Annotated in this window: 17 protein-coding genes; 9 read left to right on the top strand and 8 right to left on the bottom strand. The window is 63.8% G+C overall.

Going from position 1 to position 15,981, the window contains the following annotated elements; genetic code table 11:
• Positions 1-60: 60 nt before the first annotated feature.
• Positions 61-1,383, top strand: a complete 1,323-nt coding sequence (locus tag PQQ95_RS31795) for an MFS transporter (RefSeq protein WP_408445014.1) — start codon at positions 61-63, stop codon at positions 1,381-1,383.
• Between the two features lie 75 nt (positions 1,384-1,458).
• On the opposite strand, the gene PQQ95_RS31790 is transcribed toward PQQ95_RS31795, so the two are convergent.
• On the bottom strand, positions 1,459-2,748 hold the full coding sequence (locus PQQ95_RS31790) for an MFS transporter (RefSeq protein ID WP_408445011.1): 1,290 nt from the start codon (positions 2,746-2,748) through the stop codon (positions 1,459-1,461).
• 50 nt (positions 2,749-2,798) lie between these two features.
• Positions 2,799-3,575, bottom strand: coding sequence for a carboxymuconolactone decarboxylase family protein (locus tag PQQ95_RS31785; RefSeq protein ID WP_408445008.1), 777 nt, complete (start codon positions 3,573-3,575; stop codon positions 2,799-2,801).
• Between the two features lie 336 nt (positions 3,576-3,911).
• Here PQQ95_RS31785 and PQQ95_RS31780 point away from each other — a divergent pair, with 336 nt between their 5' ends.
• From PQQ95_RS31780 to PQQ95_RS31745, 8 genes are all read left to right on the top strand, one after another.
• Positions 3,912-5,102 (top strand): CaiB/BaiF CoA transferase family protein, encoded by a 1,191-nt coding sequence (locus tag PQQ95_RS31780; protein WP_408445006.1) that lies wholly within the window; start codon positions 3,912-3,914, stop codon positions 5,100-5,102.
• Positions 5,103-5,139: 37 nt separating this feature from the next.
• Positions 5,140-5,964, top strand: coding sequence for an HpcH/HpaI aldolase/citrate lyase family protein (locus PQQ95_RS31775; protein ID WP_408445004.1), 825 nt, complete (start codon positions 5,140-5,142; stop codon positions 5,962-5,964).
• A 61-nt stretch (positions 5,965-6,025) separates the two neighbouring features.
• Positions 6,026-6,958: a LysR family transcriptional regulator gene (locus PQQ95_RS31770; protein ID WP_011492274.1), complete on the top strand. Its 933-nt coding sequence runs from the start codon at positions 6,026-6,028 to the stop codon at positions 6,956-6,958.
• Between the two features lie 78 nt (positions 6,959-7,036).
• A complete protein-coding gene (locus PQQ95_RS31765; protein WP_408445000.1) occupies positions 7,037-8,422 on the top strand; it encodes an MFS transporter in 1,386 nt (461 codons plus the stop codon).
• Positions 8,423-9,238, top strand: a complete 816-nt coding sequence (locus tag PQQ95_RS31760; RefSeq protein WP_408444997.1) for an N-acyl homoserine lactonase family protein — start codon at positions 8,423-8,425, stop codon at positions 9,236-9,238.
• 44 nt (positions 9,239-9,282) lie between these two features.
• A complete protein-coding gene (locus tag PQQ95_RS31755) occupies positions 9,283-10,641 on the top strand; it encodes an acyclic terpene utilization AtuA family protein (RefSeq protein WP_007177733.1) in 1,359 nt (452 codons plus the stop codon).
• 4 nt (positions 10,642-10,645) lie between these two features.
• Positions 10,646-11,008: a DUF4387 domain-containing protein gene (locus tag PQQ95_RS31750; protein ID WP_408444994.1), complete on the top strand. Its 363-nt coding sequence runs from the start codon at positions 10,646-10,648 to the stop codon at positions 11,006-11,008.
• Positions 11,009-11,039: 31 nt separating this feature from the next.
• Positions 11,040-12,011, top strand: coding sequence for a D-2-hydroxyacid dehydrogenase (locus PQQ95_RS31745; protein ID WP_408444991.1), 972 nt, complete (start codon positions 11,040-11,042; stop codon positions 12,009-12,011).
• A 24-nt stretch (positions 12,012-12,035) separates the two neighbouring features.
• Here PQQ95_RS31745 and PQQ95_RS31740 read toward each other — a convergent pair whose 3' ends face one another.
• From PQQ95_RS31740 to PQQ95_RS31715, 6 genes are all read right to left on the bottom strand, one after another.
• The gene (locus PQQ95_RS31740; RefSeq protein ID WP_408444989.1) at positions 12,036-12,704 is read right to left on the bottom strand and encodes a GntR family transcriptional regulator; all 669 of its coding nucleotides are present in this window, start codon (positions 12,702-12,704) and stop codon (positions 12,036-12,038) included.
• Positions 12,705-12,812: 108 nt separating this feature from the next.
• A complete protein-coding gene (locus PQQ95_RS31735; RefSeq protein ID WP_408444987.1) occupies positions 12,813-13,535 on the bottom strand; it encodes a 2,3-bisphosphoglycerate-dependent phosphoglycerate mutase in 723 nt (240 codons plus the stop codon).
• Between the two features lie 13 nt (positions 13,536-13,548).
• Positions 13,549-13,791 (bottom strand): hypothetical protein, encoded by a 243-nt coding sequence (locus PQQ95_RS31730; RefSeq protein ID WP_408444986.1) that lies wholly within the window; start codon positions 13,789-13,791, stop codon positions 13,549-13,551.
• On the bottom strand, positions 13,784-14,572 hold the full coding sequence (locus PQQ95_RS31725) for a carboxymuconolactone decarboxylase family protein (RefSeq protein ID WP_408444984.1): 789 nt from the start codon (positions 14,570-14,572) through the stop codon (positions 13,784-13,786). Before PQQ95_RS31725 ends, PQQ95_RS31730 begins: the two co-directional genes overlap by 8 nt.
• 95 nt (positions 14,573-14,667) lie before the next feature.
• Positions 14,668-15,060, bottom strand: a complete 393-nt coding sequence (locus tag PQQ95_RS31720) for a cupin domain-containing protein (RefSeq protein WP_408444982.1) — start codon at positions 15,058-15,060, stop codon at positions 14,668-14,670.
• The gene (locus PQQ95_RS31715) at positions 15,057-15,971 is read right to left on the bottom strand and encodes an NAD(P)-dependent oxidoreductase (RefSeq protein WP_408444980.1); all 915 of its coding nucleotides are present in this window, start codon (positions 15,969-15,971) and stop codon (positions 15,057-15,059) included. The genes PQQ95_RS31720 and PQQ95_RS31715 overlap by 4 nt, the downstream gene beginning before the upstream one ends.
• Positions 15,972-15,981: the final 10 nt, after the last annotated feature.

Below are 15,981 nucleotides of genomic sequence, written 5' to 3'. Positions count from 1 at the left end.
CGATGAACACAAACACGCTTCGCGCGACGCATCACCAGAACAACATGCAAGGAGACTACCGTGACCCCATCCGATCCGGACAATTTCAAAGGCGTCGGCCGCGGCCGATGGACGATCGTATTGCCGATCGTTTTCGCGGTCTACATGCTGTCCTATTTCGATCGCGTGAACATCGCGATGGCATTGCCGCACATGACGAAAGCACTGGGCCTCACGTCCGTGCAGGGAGGCTGGATCGGCGGCGCGTTCGCGTGGGGCTATGCTTTCACGCAGCTGCTCGGCGGTTATATGTCGCTGAAGTTCGGGCCGCGCCGGCTCGTCGCGATCTGTCTGCTGCTATTCGGCGGCGCGGCGATGCTGACCGGCGTGGCGACGACTTTCTGGCAGATCGTCGCGGTGCGCATTCTGCTCGGCTGCGCCGAAGGTCCGATCTACGCGGCGACCTCGATGCTTCTCGCGCAATGGTTCACGAGGCCCGAACGCGGGCGCGCCTTCGGTATCTGGAATCTGGGCGCACCGCTCGGCGGTTTCCTTGCCGGCCCGATTTCCGGCGCGCTGATCGCCCATTTCGACTGGCGCGTGATGCTGATCGCCGAAGGCCTGCCCGCATGGATCTTCTGCCTTGTGTGGTTCAAGGCGATCCCGCAAAGCCTCGACCTGGCAGGCTGGCTCTCAGCCGCCGACCGTGACGTGCTGCGCCGCGATCTCGCCACGGAACAGGCGGGCTACACGAAGCCCGAGCACGACCCGTGGTGGACGATCTTCAACGAACCCGCCGTCTGGCTGCTGACGCTCGGCTTCGGACTCAATACGATCCTGCTGTACGGCACGACGCTGTGGCTGCCTTCGGTGATGAAGTCCTACGGACAGCTGAGCGAAACGACGATTGGCTTTCTGTCCGGCGCGCCGTTCGTGATGTCGATGTTCGGCATCTACTATATCAGCCGCCGCTCGGACCGGCATGGCCAGGAGCGCCGCTGGCATGCGGCGATTCCGACCATGCTCACCGGCGTCCTGATGATAATGGCCGCGTTCGTCCCCGCTCCGCTGTTCTATTTGCAGATTGCGCTGTTCATTGCGCTCGGCTTCACGCTGAAGATGTTGATGCCGCTGGTCTTCGCCCGGCTCACCGAGATCCTGCCGATGAGGAAGGCCATGCCTGCCGTAGCGTTCGTGAGCGGTGTGGGCAATCTGATCGGACAGTTCCTCGGGCCGCTGATGGTTGGCTATGTACGCGCGGCTTCGTCCGACTACAAGCTCTCGCTGCTCGCATTGGGCGCGTCTGCGCTGCTGGGCGGTGTGGCGATCGCGTTGTCGAAGTCGGCCGCCGAACGGTCTGGAACGGCTCGCAATGCGGTGCGTAATGCCGAGGTGATGAAGTAGAACTACGTCGCGCCGGAGGGTGCCTACGCCCCCCCGTCCTGCGGACATCGCGGGTGAAAACTGCGCTAGAAAATCTCAATGCAGCGCAAGCGGTACTGCAGGCGCTTCGATATCCCGCTGCTGCGTACGATGAATCAGAAGCGCGATCACGGCCGCAGCGCCGAAGAGGAAGTAGCCGAGAATGTAGAAGCTGCTCGACAGATTGCCGCCGCGCGCATAGAAGCCAACGATCAGCGGCCCGACCACGCCGCCGAAGCTGGCAAACATGTTGATCATCGCGACCGACGGCGCCGCCTGATTGCGCGGCACCTTGCTGATCACCCACGCCCACCACGTGCCGGCCGGCGAAAAAAGCCCAGCGCCGGCGATACAGAACATCACCATCGTGAACACCACGCCGCCTTCGATATAGTGCTGCGCGAGCAGCGCCGCGCCGGCCACCACCAGCGGCACGGCGACGAACCAGCCGCGCGAAATGGTAGACGGCTTGTCCGACAGCCACGAGTTCACGAACATCGACAATGCGCCAAACAGCGAAGGCAGCGCCGTCAACCAGCCTACCGCCGCGAAACCGTGCGGGAAATATTGCTTGATGAGGCTCGGCATCCACAGACCGAAGCTGAAAATTACCATGATCCACGACAGCGCGACGATCGCGAGAAGCCACACCGTCGAGCGCTTCAGCACGCTGCCGAAGCTGCCGTCCGCACCGGTTCCCGCGAGACGCTGCTGCGTGATGAAGTCGCGCTCCGCGCTGGACAGCCAGCGGTCGGTGGTCGGATCGTCGGAAACGAACATCCACACGAGCACGGCCATGAAGATCGCAGGCAGGCCTTGCAGCACGAACATCGTCTTCCAGTGGAATACGTCGATCATCCAGCCCGCAAGCGGCGCCATCAGCACTGAGGACAACGGCAGCGCATATTGCGCGAACGCAATGCCGCGCGCCCGCTCGCGGGCCGGAAACCAGCGCACGAAGATCACCGAAAACGACGGCCAGATCACCCCTTCAGCGAGTCCCATCACCACACGCACCGCGATCAGCGCGGGCAGCGTGTGCACCATGCCGGTCAGGCATGCCATCAAGCCGGTGATGAACATCGAGACGGCGATCACGCGGCGCGGCCCGATGCGCGTCGAAATCCAGCCGCCAGGAATCTGCGTGACCAGATATCCCCAGAAGAATGCGCCCAACAGCGCGCCGGTGATCGTCGTGCCGAGTTGCAGATCGTGCGCCATCTGCGGTGCCGCAACGCCGATGTTGGTGCGATCGGCAAACGCCACGAGGTAGCTGACAAAAACGATCAGACCTACCCGCAGCCAGCGTGATTTTCCGATCCGTTGCGTGTCGTATGCGGTGTCCATTGCGTGCCTCCTCTTCGTTTTCGATGTTATGGGCGCTCGGCTGGCGCAGATTACGGAGTGACCAGCGCTTGCGCTTCGCGCGCGGCGATCTCGTCGAGCACGATAGGTAGCGCCAGCTCGAAGCTGGCCATCCCCATCGTGCTTGCCAGTTGCATGACTTCGAGAATCTCCGCCGGCGTTGCGCCGTACTTCAGCGCGTTCTCGATATGCACGTGCGTGCCGGGCACGTATTGATGCGTGACCGATACGTCCACGGCGATGTACATGAACTCCTTCACTTTCGGCGGCAGGCTGCCGTGCACCCACGGCACGGATGAGAACGTCGTAAACGCTTCGAAGAAGTCCGGATCGAGCGCGAGCGTGCCGTCCCAGATCGCGCTCCAGTAGCCGCGCTTTTCCGTAAATTCGCTCTTGATCGCCTGACGTCGCGCATCGGCGTGGCTTGTGTCGATCGCGTTGCGCGGGTCGTTCGCAACCTTCTCTTCGAGCACCGGCATGCCGATCACACAAGCATGCACGCCGATCACGCTGATCAGTTCGAGCGTCTCGAGCAGTTCGTCGCGCGTGGCGCCCTGGCGCAGCGCTTCGCGGCAATGGCGGCGCACGGCAACTGCATTGAGATGCGTGACCGACGCTTCGAGCGCAAAGCTCACGAGTGCCTTCACCTTCGGTTCGAGCGGACCGTTGCGATATGCGCATCCCGCGAATGCGAGGTAAGCCTCGACGAATTCCGGGCTGATCGCGATCAGCGGATCGAGCGAGGTGGGCCACGAACCGCCAGCGGCAACGAACGACGCAATCCGGCCCTTGAGCGTAAGTGAAGTCATTAGGCATCCAAAGTGACAAGTCAGGAGTGAAAGCGCGCCGCCTCGCATGCAAACCGACGACGGGCGAACTGCGCGGAGGGAGTGACACTTATCTTATGAGCGACCTTACGAAACCGCAAACCGATATGTCCCGCCGGGCGCTTTGTTGCTTCGCAGCAGCGGCACGCTCCGGGAAACGCGCTCATGCGCTACGGACAAAGGGTTCCGGGGAATTGGTGCGTGCGTGACGCAGCGCATTATTTAGCGTTGCTTATATCGACCTTTCGCACATTTCAATGGACGCTCGCGCTCGTCGCGCCGAGCATCTCCATCATGACAACTGCAACAGGAATCCGCATGAAAGCGCTGGAAGGCTTGCGAGTGCTCGACCTGGGAACCTTCGTGGCCGGTCCGTTCTGCACGACGATCTTCGCCGAGTTCGGCGCGGAAGTCATCAAGGTGGAGCCGCCGCAAACGGGGGATTCGCTGCGCCGCTTCGGCACCGAGACCGAATGCGGCGACACGTTGATGTGGCTCACCGAGAGCCGCAACAAGAAATGTGTGACGCTCAATCTCGCCGACGAACGCGGCCGCCAGATGCTGCGCGATCTCGCGGCGAGCTGCGACATCGTGGTCGAAAATTTCCGGCCGGGCGTGATCGAGAAATGGGGCCTCGACTTCGAGTCATTGCACAAGCTCAATCCGCGCACGATCCTCGTCCGCATTTCCGCGTATGGGCAGGATGGCCCGAATCGCGGCAAACCGGGCTTTGCGCGCGTGGCGCACGCGTTTTCGGGGCTCGCCTATCTCGCGGGCGAGCCCGGCCGCGTGCCGGTCACGCCGGGTTCCACCTCGCTCGCGGATTATGGTTCGGGCATGTACGCGACGATCGGCGCGCTGATCGCGTTGCAGGCCCGCGAGCGTACCGGCCACGGCCAATGCGTCGATCTCGCGCTCTATGAGCCCATGTTCCGCGTGCTCGACGAGATGGTTCCGGCTTATCACATGTTCGGCAAGGTGCGCGAACGGATGGGCGCAAACGCGGTGAACGTCGCGCCGCATGCGCATTACCGCACCCGCGACGAGCGCTGGATCGCGATCGCCTGCACCAACGACAAGATATTCCGCCGCTTCGCGCACGTCATGCAACGCCCCGAGCTGTCAGACGACGATCAGTGGGGTCGCGCATCCGTGCGGATCGCCGCCATCGACGCGGTCAACGCTTTGGTGCAGGACTGGATCGGTGCGCGCGACCACGACGAAGTACTGCGTCTGTGCGACGAAGGCTCGGTCCCCGCCAGCCTGCTGTACAGCGTCGCCGACATCTTCGACGATCCGCAATATGAGGCGCGCGGCAATATCCGCACCATGCCGTCTCGTGCCGGCGACGTCGCGGTGCCGAACGTGATTCCACGTCTGTCAGAAACGCCCGGTGCGATCGAATGGCTCGGACCGACACTCGGCAGCCACAACGAAGAGGTATTCGGCGAACTGCTCGGCTGCAGCGGTTCGGATCTCGCCGCGCTGCGCGCGGCAGGCGTGATCTGAGCAACCGACATCACTATCCATTTCCAACCAATCGTCCATGTCACTTTCGCCACGCACTTATCTGTTCGCACCCGCAACGCGCCCCGAGCGCTTCGAGAAGGCCGCGCGCGCCGGTGCCGGCGCGGTGATCGTCGATCTCGAAGACGCGGTCGAGCACGCACGCAAGGACCACGCACGCGCTTCGCTGTCGACCACGCTGCCCGCCCTCACCCGCACCGCGCGCGCATTGAACATGCAACTGCTGGTGCGCATCAACAGCCACGGCTCGCCGTGGTACGACGCGGATCTCGACGCCTGCGCCGCACTCGACATTGACGGCATCGTGATTCCCAAAGCCGAGCATGTGGATGAAATCGTGCGCATCGCGTCTTTGAAGCCGGCATGGGCGCTGCATCTGCTGATGGAAACCGCAGCGGGATTCGCGAATCTGGCGGCGCTCGCACGCGCGTCGCACGTCGAACGTCTGATGTTAGGCACGGTCGATCTCGCGCTCGACATCGGCGCGAATGAAATCGGCGAGCCATTGCATTACTATCGCTCGCAGATCCTGCTGTTTACGCGCCTGGCGGGATTGCTGCCGGCCGTCGACGGCGTCTGCACGACGCTCGACGACCCCGCGGCGCTCGACGACGAAGTGCGGCGCGCGCGCGCCTTCGGTTTCGGCGCCAAGCTGTGCGTGCACCCCAAGCAGATCGCGCCGGTTACGGCAGGGCTCGGCCCGACGCCGCGCGAACTGCAGTGGGCGACGCGCGTATGCGAAGTCGCGGGGAGCGGTGCCGCGATCGCGGTGGACGGCAAGCTCGTCGATGCGCCGGTGCTCGCGCAAGCGCGCCGCATTCTCGCGGCGGCTGGCCATGCGTGAGCTGCCGACAGGTCCTGGCGCGTTGACCGTGCCGCGTTTGCGGCCATTCGCGTCCCTGCCCATGACTCTCTCGAAGCTCTTTTCCGGCAAACCGTCAAGCCGGAGCATCAACGATCTGCAGCACATTCGCGCGTTTGTCGCGGTCGCGCGCGAGGGCAGTCTGACCAAGGCGGCCAGGTTGCTCAATCTCACGCAGCCCGCCGTCAGCGTGCAACTGAAGAATCTGCAGGATCAACTGAAGCTGCGTTTGCTGACGCGCTCGCCACGCGGTCTCACGCTGACCGCCGACGGTCTCAAGCTATTGCCCTACGCCGAACAGATTCTCGACGCAATCGGCAATTTCGACGTCGCCGCCGACAACCTCGTCAGCATTCTGTCGGGCACGGTCTCGATCGGCACGATCCTCAATCCGCAGACGATTCGGCTGGGCGCAGTGCTGCAATACATGGCGAACCACTATCCGGAAGTGCGAACGCGCCTGCGTCACTCAATGACGGGGCAGATACTCGAACAGCTTGCGAGCGGTGCGCTCGACGTTGGCTTCTTTCTCGGCACGCCAGCGGAAAGCGACGGCATCGAATTGCATGCCATTGCCTTGATGCCGATCACCTATTACGTGATCGCACCCAAAGGCTGGCAGGAACGTATCAACGGACGCGGCTGGGCGGAACTGGCCGAGTTGCCGTGGATCTGGACGCCGCCTACGTCGATGCATCACCGGCTGCTGACGCACGCATTCGAATCGGTCGGCGCGAAGCCGCGAGTCGCGGCCGAGGTCGATCTGGAAGCCTCGATGATCGAACTGGTGCGAGCGGGTGTGGGTTTGTCGCTGGCGCGCGAGACGGTCGCGATCGACGAAGCGCAGAAATACGGCGCCGCGATCTCGCGCGAAGTGCCGATCGAAATTCCGCTGTCGTTCATCAGCCTTGCGCGGCGCCGCGAAGAGCCGCTGATCGAAGCAATGTTTTTTGCCGCGCAAATGGCGTTTTCCTGAACGCCTTCCGCGGCATGCACGGTTCCGCGCCTTTGAAGCCAAAGGTGCTTGCGACGACAACAACATGGGAGACAGACAATGTCGGCTTATGGAGCAAACGTGGCGCAGCGGCTCGATGCGCTCGAGACCGGACCGTTTCATTGGCGGCTGCTCGGCCTGATCGGCGGCGGCATGTTCTTCGACGCATTCGACAATTTCCTTGCCGGCAGCGTGCTCGGCGCGCTCGTGCAGCAGGGTCTGTCGGACATGCACATGAACGCGCTATTCATTTCGATGAGCTTTGCCGGTCTGACGCTTGGCGCATGGGGCGCGGGCGTGATCGGCGATCGCTTCGGGCGGCGCTTTTCGTATCAGTTCAATCTGCTGATCTTTGGCCTCACCTCGATCGCGGCCGCGTTCGCCCCTTCCATGACATGGCTGATCGTGCTGCGCTTCATCATGGGCATCGGCCTCGGCGCGGAGATCGTGGTCGGCTATAGCACGCTCAACGAGTTCATGCCCGCGCATGCGCGAGGTCGCTTTGCTTCGCTGCTGAACCTGGTCACCAACTCGTCGGTACTGGTCTCGGCGGCGTGCGGCTTCCTGATCATTCCGCATTTCGGGTGGCGCTGGATGTTCGCGATTCCCGGTATCGGCGCCCTCGTGATCTGGTATCTGCGCAAGAAGATGCCGGAGTCGCCGCGCTGGCTTGCGGCGGTCGGACGCCATCAGGAAGCGCGCGAAGTGGTCGAGAAAATCGAAGCGCAGAGCGTGCGCCGCGATGCGCCGTTGCCGGTCGCGCCGCAGGAAGAAGAGCCCGGCCGTCTGCGCGATCTGTTCGCCGCGCGGCAGCTATCGCGCACGGTGGTCGGGATCTCGGTGATCTGTATTTCTTTTACGGCGATGTATGCGTTCGTCGCCTGGGTGCCGACCTTTCTCGTCAAGCAGGGCTTCGACATTACCCATTCCCTGCTGATCACGTCGGCCATGTTCGCGGGCGGGCCGGCCGGTTCGCTGATCAGTATGGCGATCGCCGACAGGATTGGCCGCAAATGGGGGCTCGTGATCTTCTCCGCGCTCGGCGCGGTGATCGGCATGGCGTATCCGTACGTCACGCATGCGGTGACGATCGCGCTGGTCGGCTTCGGGGTGACGACGTGCATCTATGTCACCTCCGCGCTCGGCGTGGCGTGTTACGTGACCGAACTGTTCCCGACCCGGCTGCGGCTGCGCGGTGTCGGCCTCGCGAACGCGGCAGGGCGTGCGGTCAACGTCGGCGTGCCGTACGTGGTGGCAGCCGTGTATGCACTCGCGGGACTGCTCGGCGTGGTGTCATTCATCGCCGCGCTGTTCGCCTTGCTCGTCGTGATTCTCATCACGCTCGGCGTCGAAACCAAACAACGCACGCTCGAGGAAGTGCAGGCGCAGCCGGGCGCCGACTCGGGCATCGACGTAAAGAAACCCCTTAATATTGGAGGCATGTAAATGACAGGCGCTTCAGACACCTATGAACTCTTTGCGATCAAGTACGCTCGCCGCGACGGCTGGCGCAGCGACAACTTCATCGGCGGCGACGACGATCACAGTAGCGCGATGCCGCTCGACTACTACGTGTGGGTCGCGCGCAATAGCGAACGCGTGGTGCTGATCGACACGGGTTTCAACGCCGAAGTCGCGGCAAAGCGCGGGCGCGGCGTGCTGCGCTGTCCGATCGATTCGCTAAGGCTCGTCGGTATCGATCCCGATTCTGTCAGCGACGCCGTGATCACGCATCTGCATTATGACCACGTCGGCAACTTCACGCTATTGCCTTCGGCACGTTTTCATCTGCAGGAACCGGAGATGCATTTCGCGACCGGGCGCCATATGAAGAACGCGCATTTCGCCCATCACTATGAGCCCGACGACGTGGCCGCGATGGTGAAGATGAACTTTGCGCAACGCGTGGTGATGCACAACGGCCCCGCCGAACTTGCGCCGGGCATCCAGTTGCAGCCGGTCGGCGGACATACGCCCGGTTTGCAGATCGTGCGCGTGAAAACGGCGCGCGGCTGGGTCGTGGTCGCATCGGATGCGTCGCACTTCTACGACAACATCGAGAAACGCCGGCCGTTTTCGAATGCCTGCGACGTGTGCAAGATGCTCGACGCGTTCGACACCGTCTACCTGCTCGCCGATTCGAAGCAGCACGTGATTCCCGGGCACGATCCGCAAGTCCTGGAACGTTATCCGGCACCGACCCGCGAACTCGAAGGGATCGTCGCGCGGCTCGACGTGGCGCCAGTCAGCCACGCCGAATGAACCCCGCCTGAAGAAACATCATTAGACCAGGAAGATAACTCGCTATGGAAGACGAATTGCGCATCATGGCCGTGGCCGGCAATCTCGGTTACGGCTTTCCCGAAGCATCGCTGCGTAACGGCATCGCGCGCAAGCCGCATCTGGTGGGCGCGGACAACGGCTCCTCCGATCCGGGACCGTATTATCTCGGCAGCGGCAAGTCACTGATCAAGCGCGAACAGTTGCGCCGCGATCTGGGACTCTCGCTGAAAGCCGCGCGCGATGCGGGCGTGCCCTACGTGATCGGCACGGCGGGCACCGCCGGCGCCCAGCCGCATCTGGAAGAATTCCTCGACGTGCTCGACGAAGTCACGCGCCGCGACGGCTTGCGCTACAAGCTCGCGACGATCCCCGCCGACATCGACAGGAACGTGATCAAGCAGGCCATTCGCGAAGGCCGCGTGAAGTCGATGGGCGTGCTGCCCGAACTCACCGAACAGGATGTCGACGACGCAACGCGCATCGTCGCGCAGATGGGCACCGATCCGTTCGTCAATGCGCTCGAATCGGGCGCCGATGTGATCATCGCCGGCCGCGCATGCGATACCGCTATCTATGCGAGCCTCGCCGCATGGCGCGGCTTCGACATGGGGCTCGCGTTCCATATGGCGAAGCTCCTCGAATGCGGAGCGCAATGCGCGGTGCCGCTCGCCGCGAACGACTGCCTGCTCGGCACGCTAAGGCGCGATCATTTCGAACTGGAACCGATGAACCCCGAGCGCGGTGTGACGCCGGTTTCAGTGGCCGCGCATATGATGTACGAACAGCCCGACCCCCATCACTTCTACGAACCCGAAGGGCTCGTGGACCTCGAACACACGCACATCGAAAAACTCGACGACCGGCGCGTGCGGGTGAGCGGCAGCAAGCTCGTCGAGATGCCGCCGAGCATCAAGCTCGAAGGCGTGAAGCTGCGTGGCTACCGCACCATCACGATAGCCGGCATGACCGACCCGCGTCTGCTCGCCGCGGTCGATCAGGTCGAAGCGCGCGTGCGCGACGACGTGGCACGCCTGACCGCGCACGACATGAAGCCCGGCGAGTACGAGCTCAATTTCATCTACTACGGCCGCAACGGCGTGCGCGTCGATCAGCGGGTGCCGCATCTCGCGCACGAGATCGGCATGGTGATCGAGGCGATCGCGCCGACCCAGGAGCTGGCGAACATGGCGCTCTCGCTCGCGCGCAGCTCGTTCCTGCACGGCTATTTCAAGGGCCGCAAGGCGACCGCCGGCAATCTCGCGTTTCCGTTCTCGCCGTCGGACCTGGTCGGCGGGCCGGTGTACGAGTTCACGATCTATCACGTGATGCAGGTTCCCGACGCGGCCGCGCTCTTTCCCGTAACCACGACCCAGATCGGGTGATGCAATGAACCTGCCCGACGTATTCGACCCCTCCCACGGCGCCCCCCTCTACGACCTCGCCGAAGTGATGCGCAGCAAGAACGCGGGCCCGCTGTACCTGACGTTCGACATGATCTTTCCGGACGCCGCCGCGTACCGTCGTGTACTCGACAGCCGCGTGCTGACCCCGGAACTGGTGAGCGCGCTGTACCATGTCGAGCAGAGCGATGTCAGCATCGTTGCGTTCGACGCGGCCAACGCGATCAAGATCACGATTCCGCGCACCGGGCCCACGTCCGGCGCACCCGGCGACCGCGACGTGTATGGCGCGCAGCAGCACGAACCGCTGATCGGCATCCGCATTCCGCCGGCCGCGAGTTCGCGCTGATGTCCATCACCTTTTGCGGGCCCGTTACGACATGAAGCGTATCGTCTTTCTCGACCGCGGCACGATCTCGCCGCGCACGCGACTCCGCTCGCTCGCGTTCGAACACGAGCTGGTCACCTTCGATTCGACCTCGCCCGCCGAGGTGGCCGCGCGCATTGCCGACGCGGACATCGTCATCACCAACAAGGTGAAGATCGACACGACCGCACTCGCCGGCGCGCCGCGCGTGAAGTTGATCGCGGTCGCCGCGACCGGCACCGACGTTATCGATATCGCGACCTGCGACGCGCGCGGCATCGTCGTGTCGAATATCCGCAATTACGCGCTGCATACGGTGCCCGAGCATACCTTTGCACTGATTTTCGCGTTGCGGCGCTCGCTGGTTGCGTATCGTGAATCGGTGCTGGCGGGACGTTGGGAGGAGGCGAGACAGTTCTGCTTCTTCGATCATCCGATCCGCGACCTGTCGGGCTCGACACTGGGCGTGATCGGCGACGGCGTGCTCGGCCGCGAGGTGGCACGCATCGGCACCGCGCTCGGCATGCGCGTGCTGATGTCGGCCTACAAGGGTGTCGACGGCATGGGACCGCTCTACACGCCGTTCGAGACAATGCTCGCCGAAAGCGACGTCATCACGCTGCACTGCCCGCTGACGCCGGCCACGCGCAATATGATCGATACGCCCGAGTTCGCGAAGATGGCGAAGCATCCGCTTCTGATCAACACCGCGCGCGGCGGTCTCGTCAGCGAGAGCGCGCTGGGCGCCGCATTGCAAAGCGGCCAGATTGCCGGCGCGGGCTTCGACGTCGTGACCGAAGAGCCCATGCCTGCTTCGCATCCGTGGCAGAAGCTGATCCGGATGCCCAATTTCCTGCTGACACCGCACGTCGCCTGGGCAAGCGACGAAGCAATCCAGGCACTCACCGATCAGTTGCTCGATAACGTGGATGCTTTTGTCGCGGGCAAGCCGCGCAATGTGGTGGGGCAAGCAGGCCGCGCCTGAATGTAGCGCGTAGCGCGCGGGCCTTTATTCCGCGCTTTCCAGCATCCGCAGCGCGGCTTTCTCGGCATTGGCGACGTGCAGCCGCGCGATCTCCTGCGCGGCCTCGCCGTCGCGCGCCTTCAATGCCTTGTATAGCCGGTCGATTTCGCGCAGGCTGTCCGGCAGCCGCTCGGGATGCATCAGCGAGGTGGTGCGCAGCAGATTGATGCGCGAATAGAGACTGTTGAGGATTTCCCGCACCAACGCGTTGCCGCAGTTCTCCAGCAACAGATCGTAAAGCGCGGTCTTGGCCCGCAGAACGCCTGCCTGGTTTTGCGCAGCGGCTTCGACGCGCAGTTCCTTCGCCACTTCACCGAAGCGCGCAATGGCATCGTCGTCTGCAAGGCGTGCGAATTCGTGGGCGGCGAAACCTTCGAGCAGCCCGCGCAGCGCGTATAGCTCGACGGCCTCCTCCTTCGACATCACCGCAACGATGGGGCCCTTGTGCGGCACGCTGCGCACCAGTTTCTCCGCCTCGAGCCTGCGCAGCGCCTCGCGCACCGATGTGCGGCTCACGCCTAGCGATTCGCACAGTTCACGTTCAATCAGCCGCGCGCCCGGCGCGAAACGTCCGCTCACGATTGCCTGGCGCAGCACGTTCTCTACGTGATGCCGCAGCGTCTCGGGTCTGACCAAGCCCATGTCCGTTGACATTATTGTATTCCCGTCCGACAAGATTCAGCCTCCATGATACGTGAGCGGCTTCGTCACCGGCAGCCTTTGATGCGCAAAGGCCAGAAAAACAGCAAGTCGGCGTGCGTTTCAGCGGCTGGCTGCCAGCGCGGCAAGCGGTGTGCGCGAAATCACCGAGAGCGTTGCGTCGAACTTCATGACCAACGGTTCCGCATGCGCGACCTCGACCGAAGCGATCGCGTCGTCGCCGATGTTGTCGAGTTGCTTGAAAAGCGCACGCAGCGAGTTGCCATGCCCCACCATCAGCACCGACTGCCCACGCGTCAGGACGGGTGCCACGCATTCGTCCCACAGCGGCAGCACGCGCCGCAACGTGTCGCGCAGGCTTTCGGTGCGGGGCAGCGCGTCGGCCTCGGGCATCGCGTCGTCGTGCAAGGCGCGCACCAGCGCCGCGTGCAGGTCCGCATCGAGCGCCGGCGGCGCCAGGTCGAAACCGCGCCGCCATTGCCGCACCCGCTCCGCGCCATAGGCGAGCGCGGCCTCATCTTTTTCCATGCCTGTCAGCATGCCGTAGTGGCGGTCGTTCAGCCGCCACGAGCGCACGGTTCTGGGCGGCGGCTGCTCAAGGGTTCGCAGCACGTGCGCGAGTGTATCGGTGGCGCGCAGCAACGCCGAGGTCACCGCCAGATCGAAGCGAAAGCCCGCTTCGCGCAGCCGTTCGCCGACGCGCTGCGCATCGGCCACGCCCTGCACGGACAGACCGACGTCGCTCCAGCCGGTAAAGCGGTTGGCGCGATTCCATATCGACTGGCCATGACGCAGCACGACCAGAGTGCCCATTTGAAGAGTCATCTCGATGCCCGGCTCAGTTGTAGCCGAGAATCGCGACGGCCAACACGTGCGCATGCTCGCTGCTGTTGGACGCGAGCACCGAAAGCGGCGGCTTCTGCATTGCCCGCCATGCCGAGCGGTCCGGCCCTGACTTCGCACTCGGCCAGGACTTCGCATTGGCTGGCAAAGACGACACACGCGGCACACTTCGCTCGCGCGGCGCCGGCCCCACGGAAAAAACGGGCTCACGCATGTCACGCATGGCCGGATTACGCATGCGGCTCTCCCGTTGCAGCGCCGCTGCGTTTCAATGCGGCTTCGAGCAGTGGCGCGCCTAGCTCCGCTCCGTGAATCCCCGTCACGCTGACGATCTCCAGCAGCTCCATCAGTTCTTCGGCGGTCGCGCCGTAGCGCAGCGCGTTGCGGATGTGCAGCTTGAGGCCCGGCACATACAGGTGCGTGGCCGAGGCATCGAACGCGCAGTACATGAATTCCTTGATTTTCGGGCTCAGCACGCCGGTGCGCCAAGGCACCGACGAAAACTCGACATACGCTTCGAACAGGTCGGGGTCGAGTTCGAGCAGACCTTCCCATGTGGGATGCCAGTAGCGGCGATTCGTCTCGAACGCGGCTTTCAGCTTCTGCCTGCGTTCGTCGAGCGGCGGCGCACCATTGCGCAAGCCCTCTTCCTCCAGCACTTCGAGCAGTACCGGCACGCCGACGTTGCTGGTATGAATACCGATCGTGCTGATCAGCTCCAGCACTTCGATCAGCTCTTCGCGCGTCGCGCCGAAAGACAGCGCCCGGTCGATATGACGCGCAACACCCGGCGCATAGAGTTGCGTCGCGCAGGCATCCGCGGCGAGCGCGATGAACGCGCGCGTCTTGTCGTCGAGATGATTCCTGCGCTGCGGCACGCCCGCGAATTTCAGGTATGCGTCGACGAAACGCGGATCGAGGCGCACGAGGCTGTCCCACTCGGGACTTGCCTTGCCGTGCAGCCTGACGAGTTCGTCACGCAGACGGGACGGATCGGGCTGCGGTATGGTCTGGGTCATGATCTGAATTCCCTCATTGCAATACAGCGCGTGATTCATCGGCGCGTGCGGGGCGTTTGCAGCGAACGCCCCGCACGCGCGGTCACTGCTTCGCGCTAGCGCACGGCGGTTGCCGGATAATCCTGCTCCGCAACCTCTTCCTGCCACGTGCCCTTACCGATCGACGTCGCAATGTGGACCATGTAGCTGCCTTCGCTCGCACCGTGCCAGTGCCGCTCGTTCGGGCCGATGAATACGATATCGCCCTGGCGGATCGGCTGCGGCTCTTCGCCGTCCAGACAGATCCAGCCCTGACCGGCCGTGACCTGCAAGACCTGGCCGTACTCGTGTGTGTGCCAGTAGGTGCGTCCGCCCGGTGCGAAGAATACCGTGTTGATGGTGACGCCATTGGTAGCCGGCATCACCGGATCGGCCCAGACGGTGCCGGTAAACGTGTCGCTACGGCGCTCGGACACCGCGCCTGCCGCTCTGCCGTGAAAGACCTTCATGCGTTTTTCTCCTTGTTTGCTCCGTCGAACAGCCGCACGCCGCCCGACACGTCGCCGATCGCATCGACGACACGGTTGCTGATCACATCGCCATAACCCAGTGCGGTGCCGAGGCCGAAGCTCGCCAGCGGGCCGGCCGAATTCAGCGAGATCACGCCGAGTTCGCGAATGCGGTCGACGTACAGCACGACGTCCTTGGTCATCAGCTTGCCGGTCAGGCCGCCTTCCAGATAGTCGCCGTCGACGATCTTCGGAAACCGGTTGAGCGTGGCGAAGTTGACGCCGCTGCTGCTGTTCAGCACGTCGAGCAGCAGATGCAGGTCGAGCCCCGCCTTCTTGCCCGCCACCATCACTTCGGCACTGGCGGCAAGGCTCACGGCGTTCAGAAAATTGTTGAGCAGCTTGGTGGTGTGGCCGGCGCCGCTCTCTCCCATGTATGCGACCTTCGAGCTGATCGGCGCGAACGCCCATTGCAGCGCGGCGACCGCATCGGCGGCGCCGCCCACCATCAGCGTCAGCGAGCCCTTCTCCGCAGCCGCGGCGCCGCCCGAAATACCCGCATCGACATAACGCACGCCGCGCTCGGCGAAGCGTTTCGCGAGGCGGATCGTCGAACTGGCGGCCGCCGTGCTCAGATCGACCACGATCTGTCCTTCGCGGCAGTGCGCGAGCACGCCATCCTCGCCTTCCACCACCGCTTCGATCACCTTGCTGTCCGGCAGCGACATCATCACGACGTCCGCGAACGCGAGCACTTCGCCCACCGTGCCCGCCGCCTTCGCGCCCGCCGCGTCGACACGTTCGCGCGCGGTGTCGTAGCCGAGCACCGCGATGCCTGCGTCGACGAGGCGTCGCGCCATGCGCCCGCCCATGTTGCCGAGACCGATAAAGCCGACCCGTTCCTTGTTCATGAATTCCACT

This window comes from Paraburkholderia caffeinilytica (assembly GCF_046030355.1).
Lineage (GTDB): Bacteria > Pseudomonadota > Gammaproteobacteria > Burkholderiales > Burkholderiaceae > Paraburkholderia > Paraburkholderia caffeinilytica_B.
Note: the sequence above shows the minus strand (reverse complement) of the source record. Positions and strands in the feature narration are given on the sequence as shown.

Bases quoted from the DNA above. Each gene is read 5' to 3' on its own strand.
- PQQ95_RS31720 (WP_408444982.1), bottom strand. From the start codon at position 15,060: ATGAAGGTCTTTCACGGCAGAGCGGCAGGCGCGGTGTCCGAGCGCCGT.
- PQQ95_RS31725 (WP_408444984.1), bottom strand. From the start codon at position 14,572: ATGACCCAGACCATACCGCAGCCCGATCCGTCCCGTCTGCGTGACGAA.
- PQQ95_RS31740 (WP_408444989.1), bottom strand. From the start codon at position 12,704: ATGTCAACGGACATGGGCTTGGTCAGACCCGAGACGCTGCGGCATCAC.
- PQQ95_RS31745 (WP_408444991.1), top strand. From the start codon at position 11,040: ATGAAGCGTATCGTCTTTCTCGACCGCGGCACGATCTCGCCGCGCACG.
- PQQ95_RS31735 (WP_408444987.1), bottom strand. From the start codon at position 13,535: ATGACTCTTCAAATGGGCACTCTGGTCGTGCTGCGTCATGGCCAGTCG.
- PQQ95_RS31775 (WP_408445004.1), top strand. From the start codon at position 5,140: ATGTCACTTTCGCCACGCACTTATCTGTTCGCACCCGCAACGCGCCCC.
- PQQ95_RS31780 (WP_408445006.1), top strand. From the start codon at position 3,912: ATGAAAGCGCTGGAAGGCTTGCGAGTGCTCGACCTGGGAACCTTCGTG.
- PQQ95_RS31790 (WP_408445011.1), bottom strand. From the start codon at position 2,748: ATGGACACCGCATACGACACGCAACGGATCGGAAAATCACGCTGGCTG.
- PQQ95_RS31765 (WP_408445000.1), top strand. From the start codon at position 7,037: ATGTCGGCTTATGGAGCAAACGTGGCGCAGCGGCTCGATGCGCTCGAG.
- PQQ95_RS31755 (WP_007177733.1), top strand. From the start codon at position 9,283: ATGGAAGACGAATTGCGCATCATGGCCGTGGCCGGCAATCTCGGTTAC.
- PQQ95_RS31715 (WP_408444980.1), bottom strand. From the start codon at position 15,971: ATGAACAAGGAACGGGTCGGCTTTATCGGTCTCGGCAACATGGGCGGG.
- PQQ95_RS31760 (WP_408444997.1), top strand. From the start codon at position 8,423: ATGACAGGCGCTTCAGACACCTATGAACTCTTTGCGATCAAGTACGCT.
- PQQ95_RS31750 (WP_408444994.1), top strand. From the start codon at position 10,646: ATGAACCTGCCCGACGTATTCGACCCCTCCCACGGCGCCCCCCTCTAC.
- PQQ95_RS31770 (WP_011492274.1), top strand. From the start codon at position 6,026: ATGACTCTCTCGAAGCTCTTTTCCGGCAAACCGTCAAGCCGGAGCATC.
- PQQ95_RS31730 (WP_408444986.1), bottom strand. From the start codon at position 13,791: ATGCGTAATCCGGCCATGCGTGACATGCGTGAGCCCGTTTTTTCCGTG.
- PQQ95_RS31785 (WP_408445008.1), bottom strand. From the start codon at position 3,575: ATGACTTCACTTACGCTCAAGGGCCGGATTGCGTCGTTCGTTGCCGCT.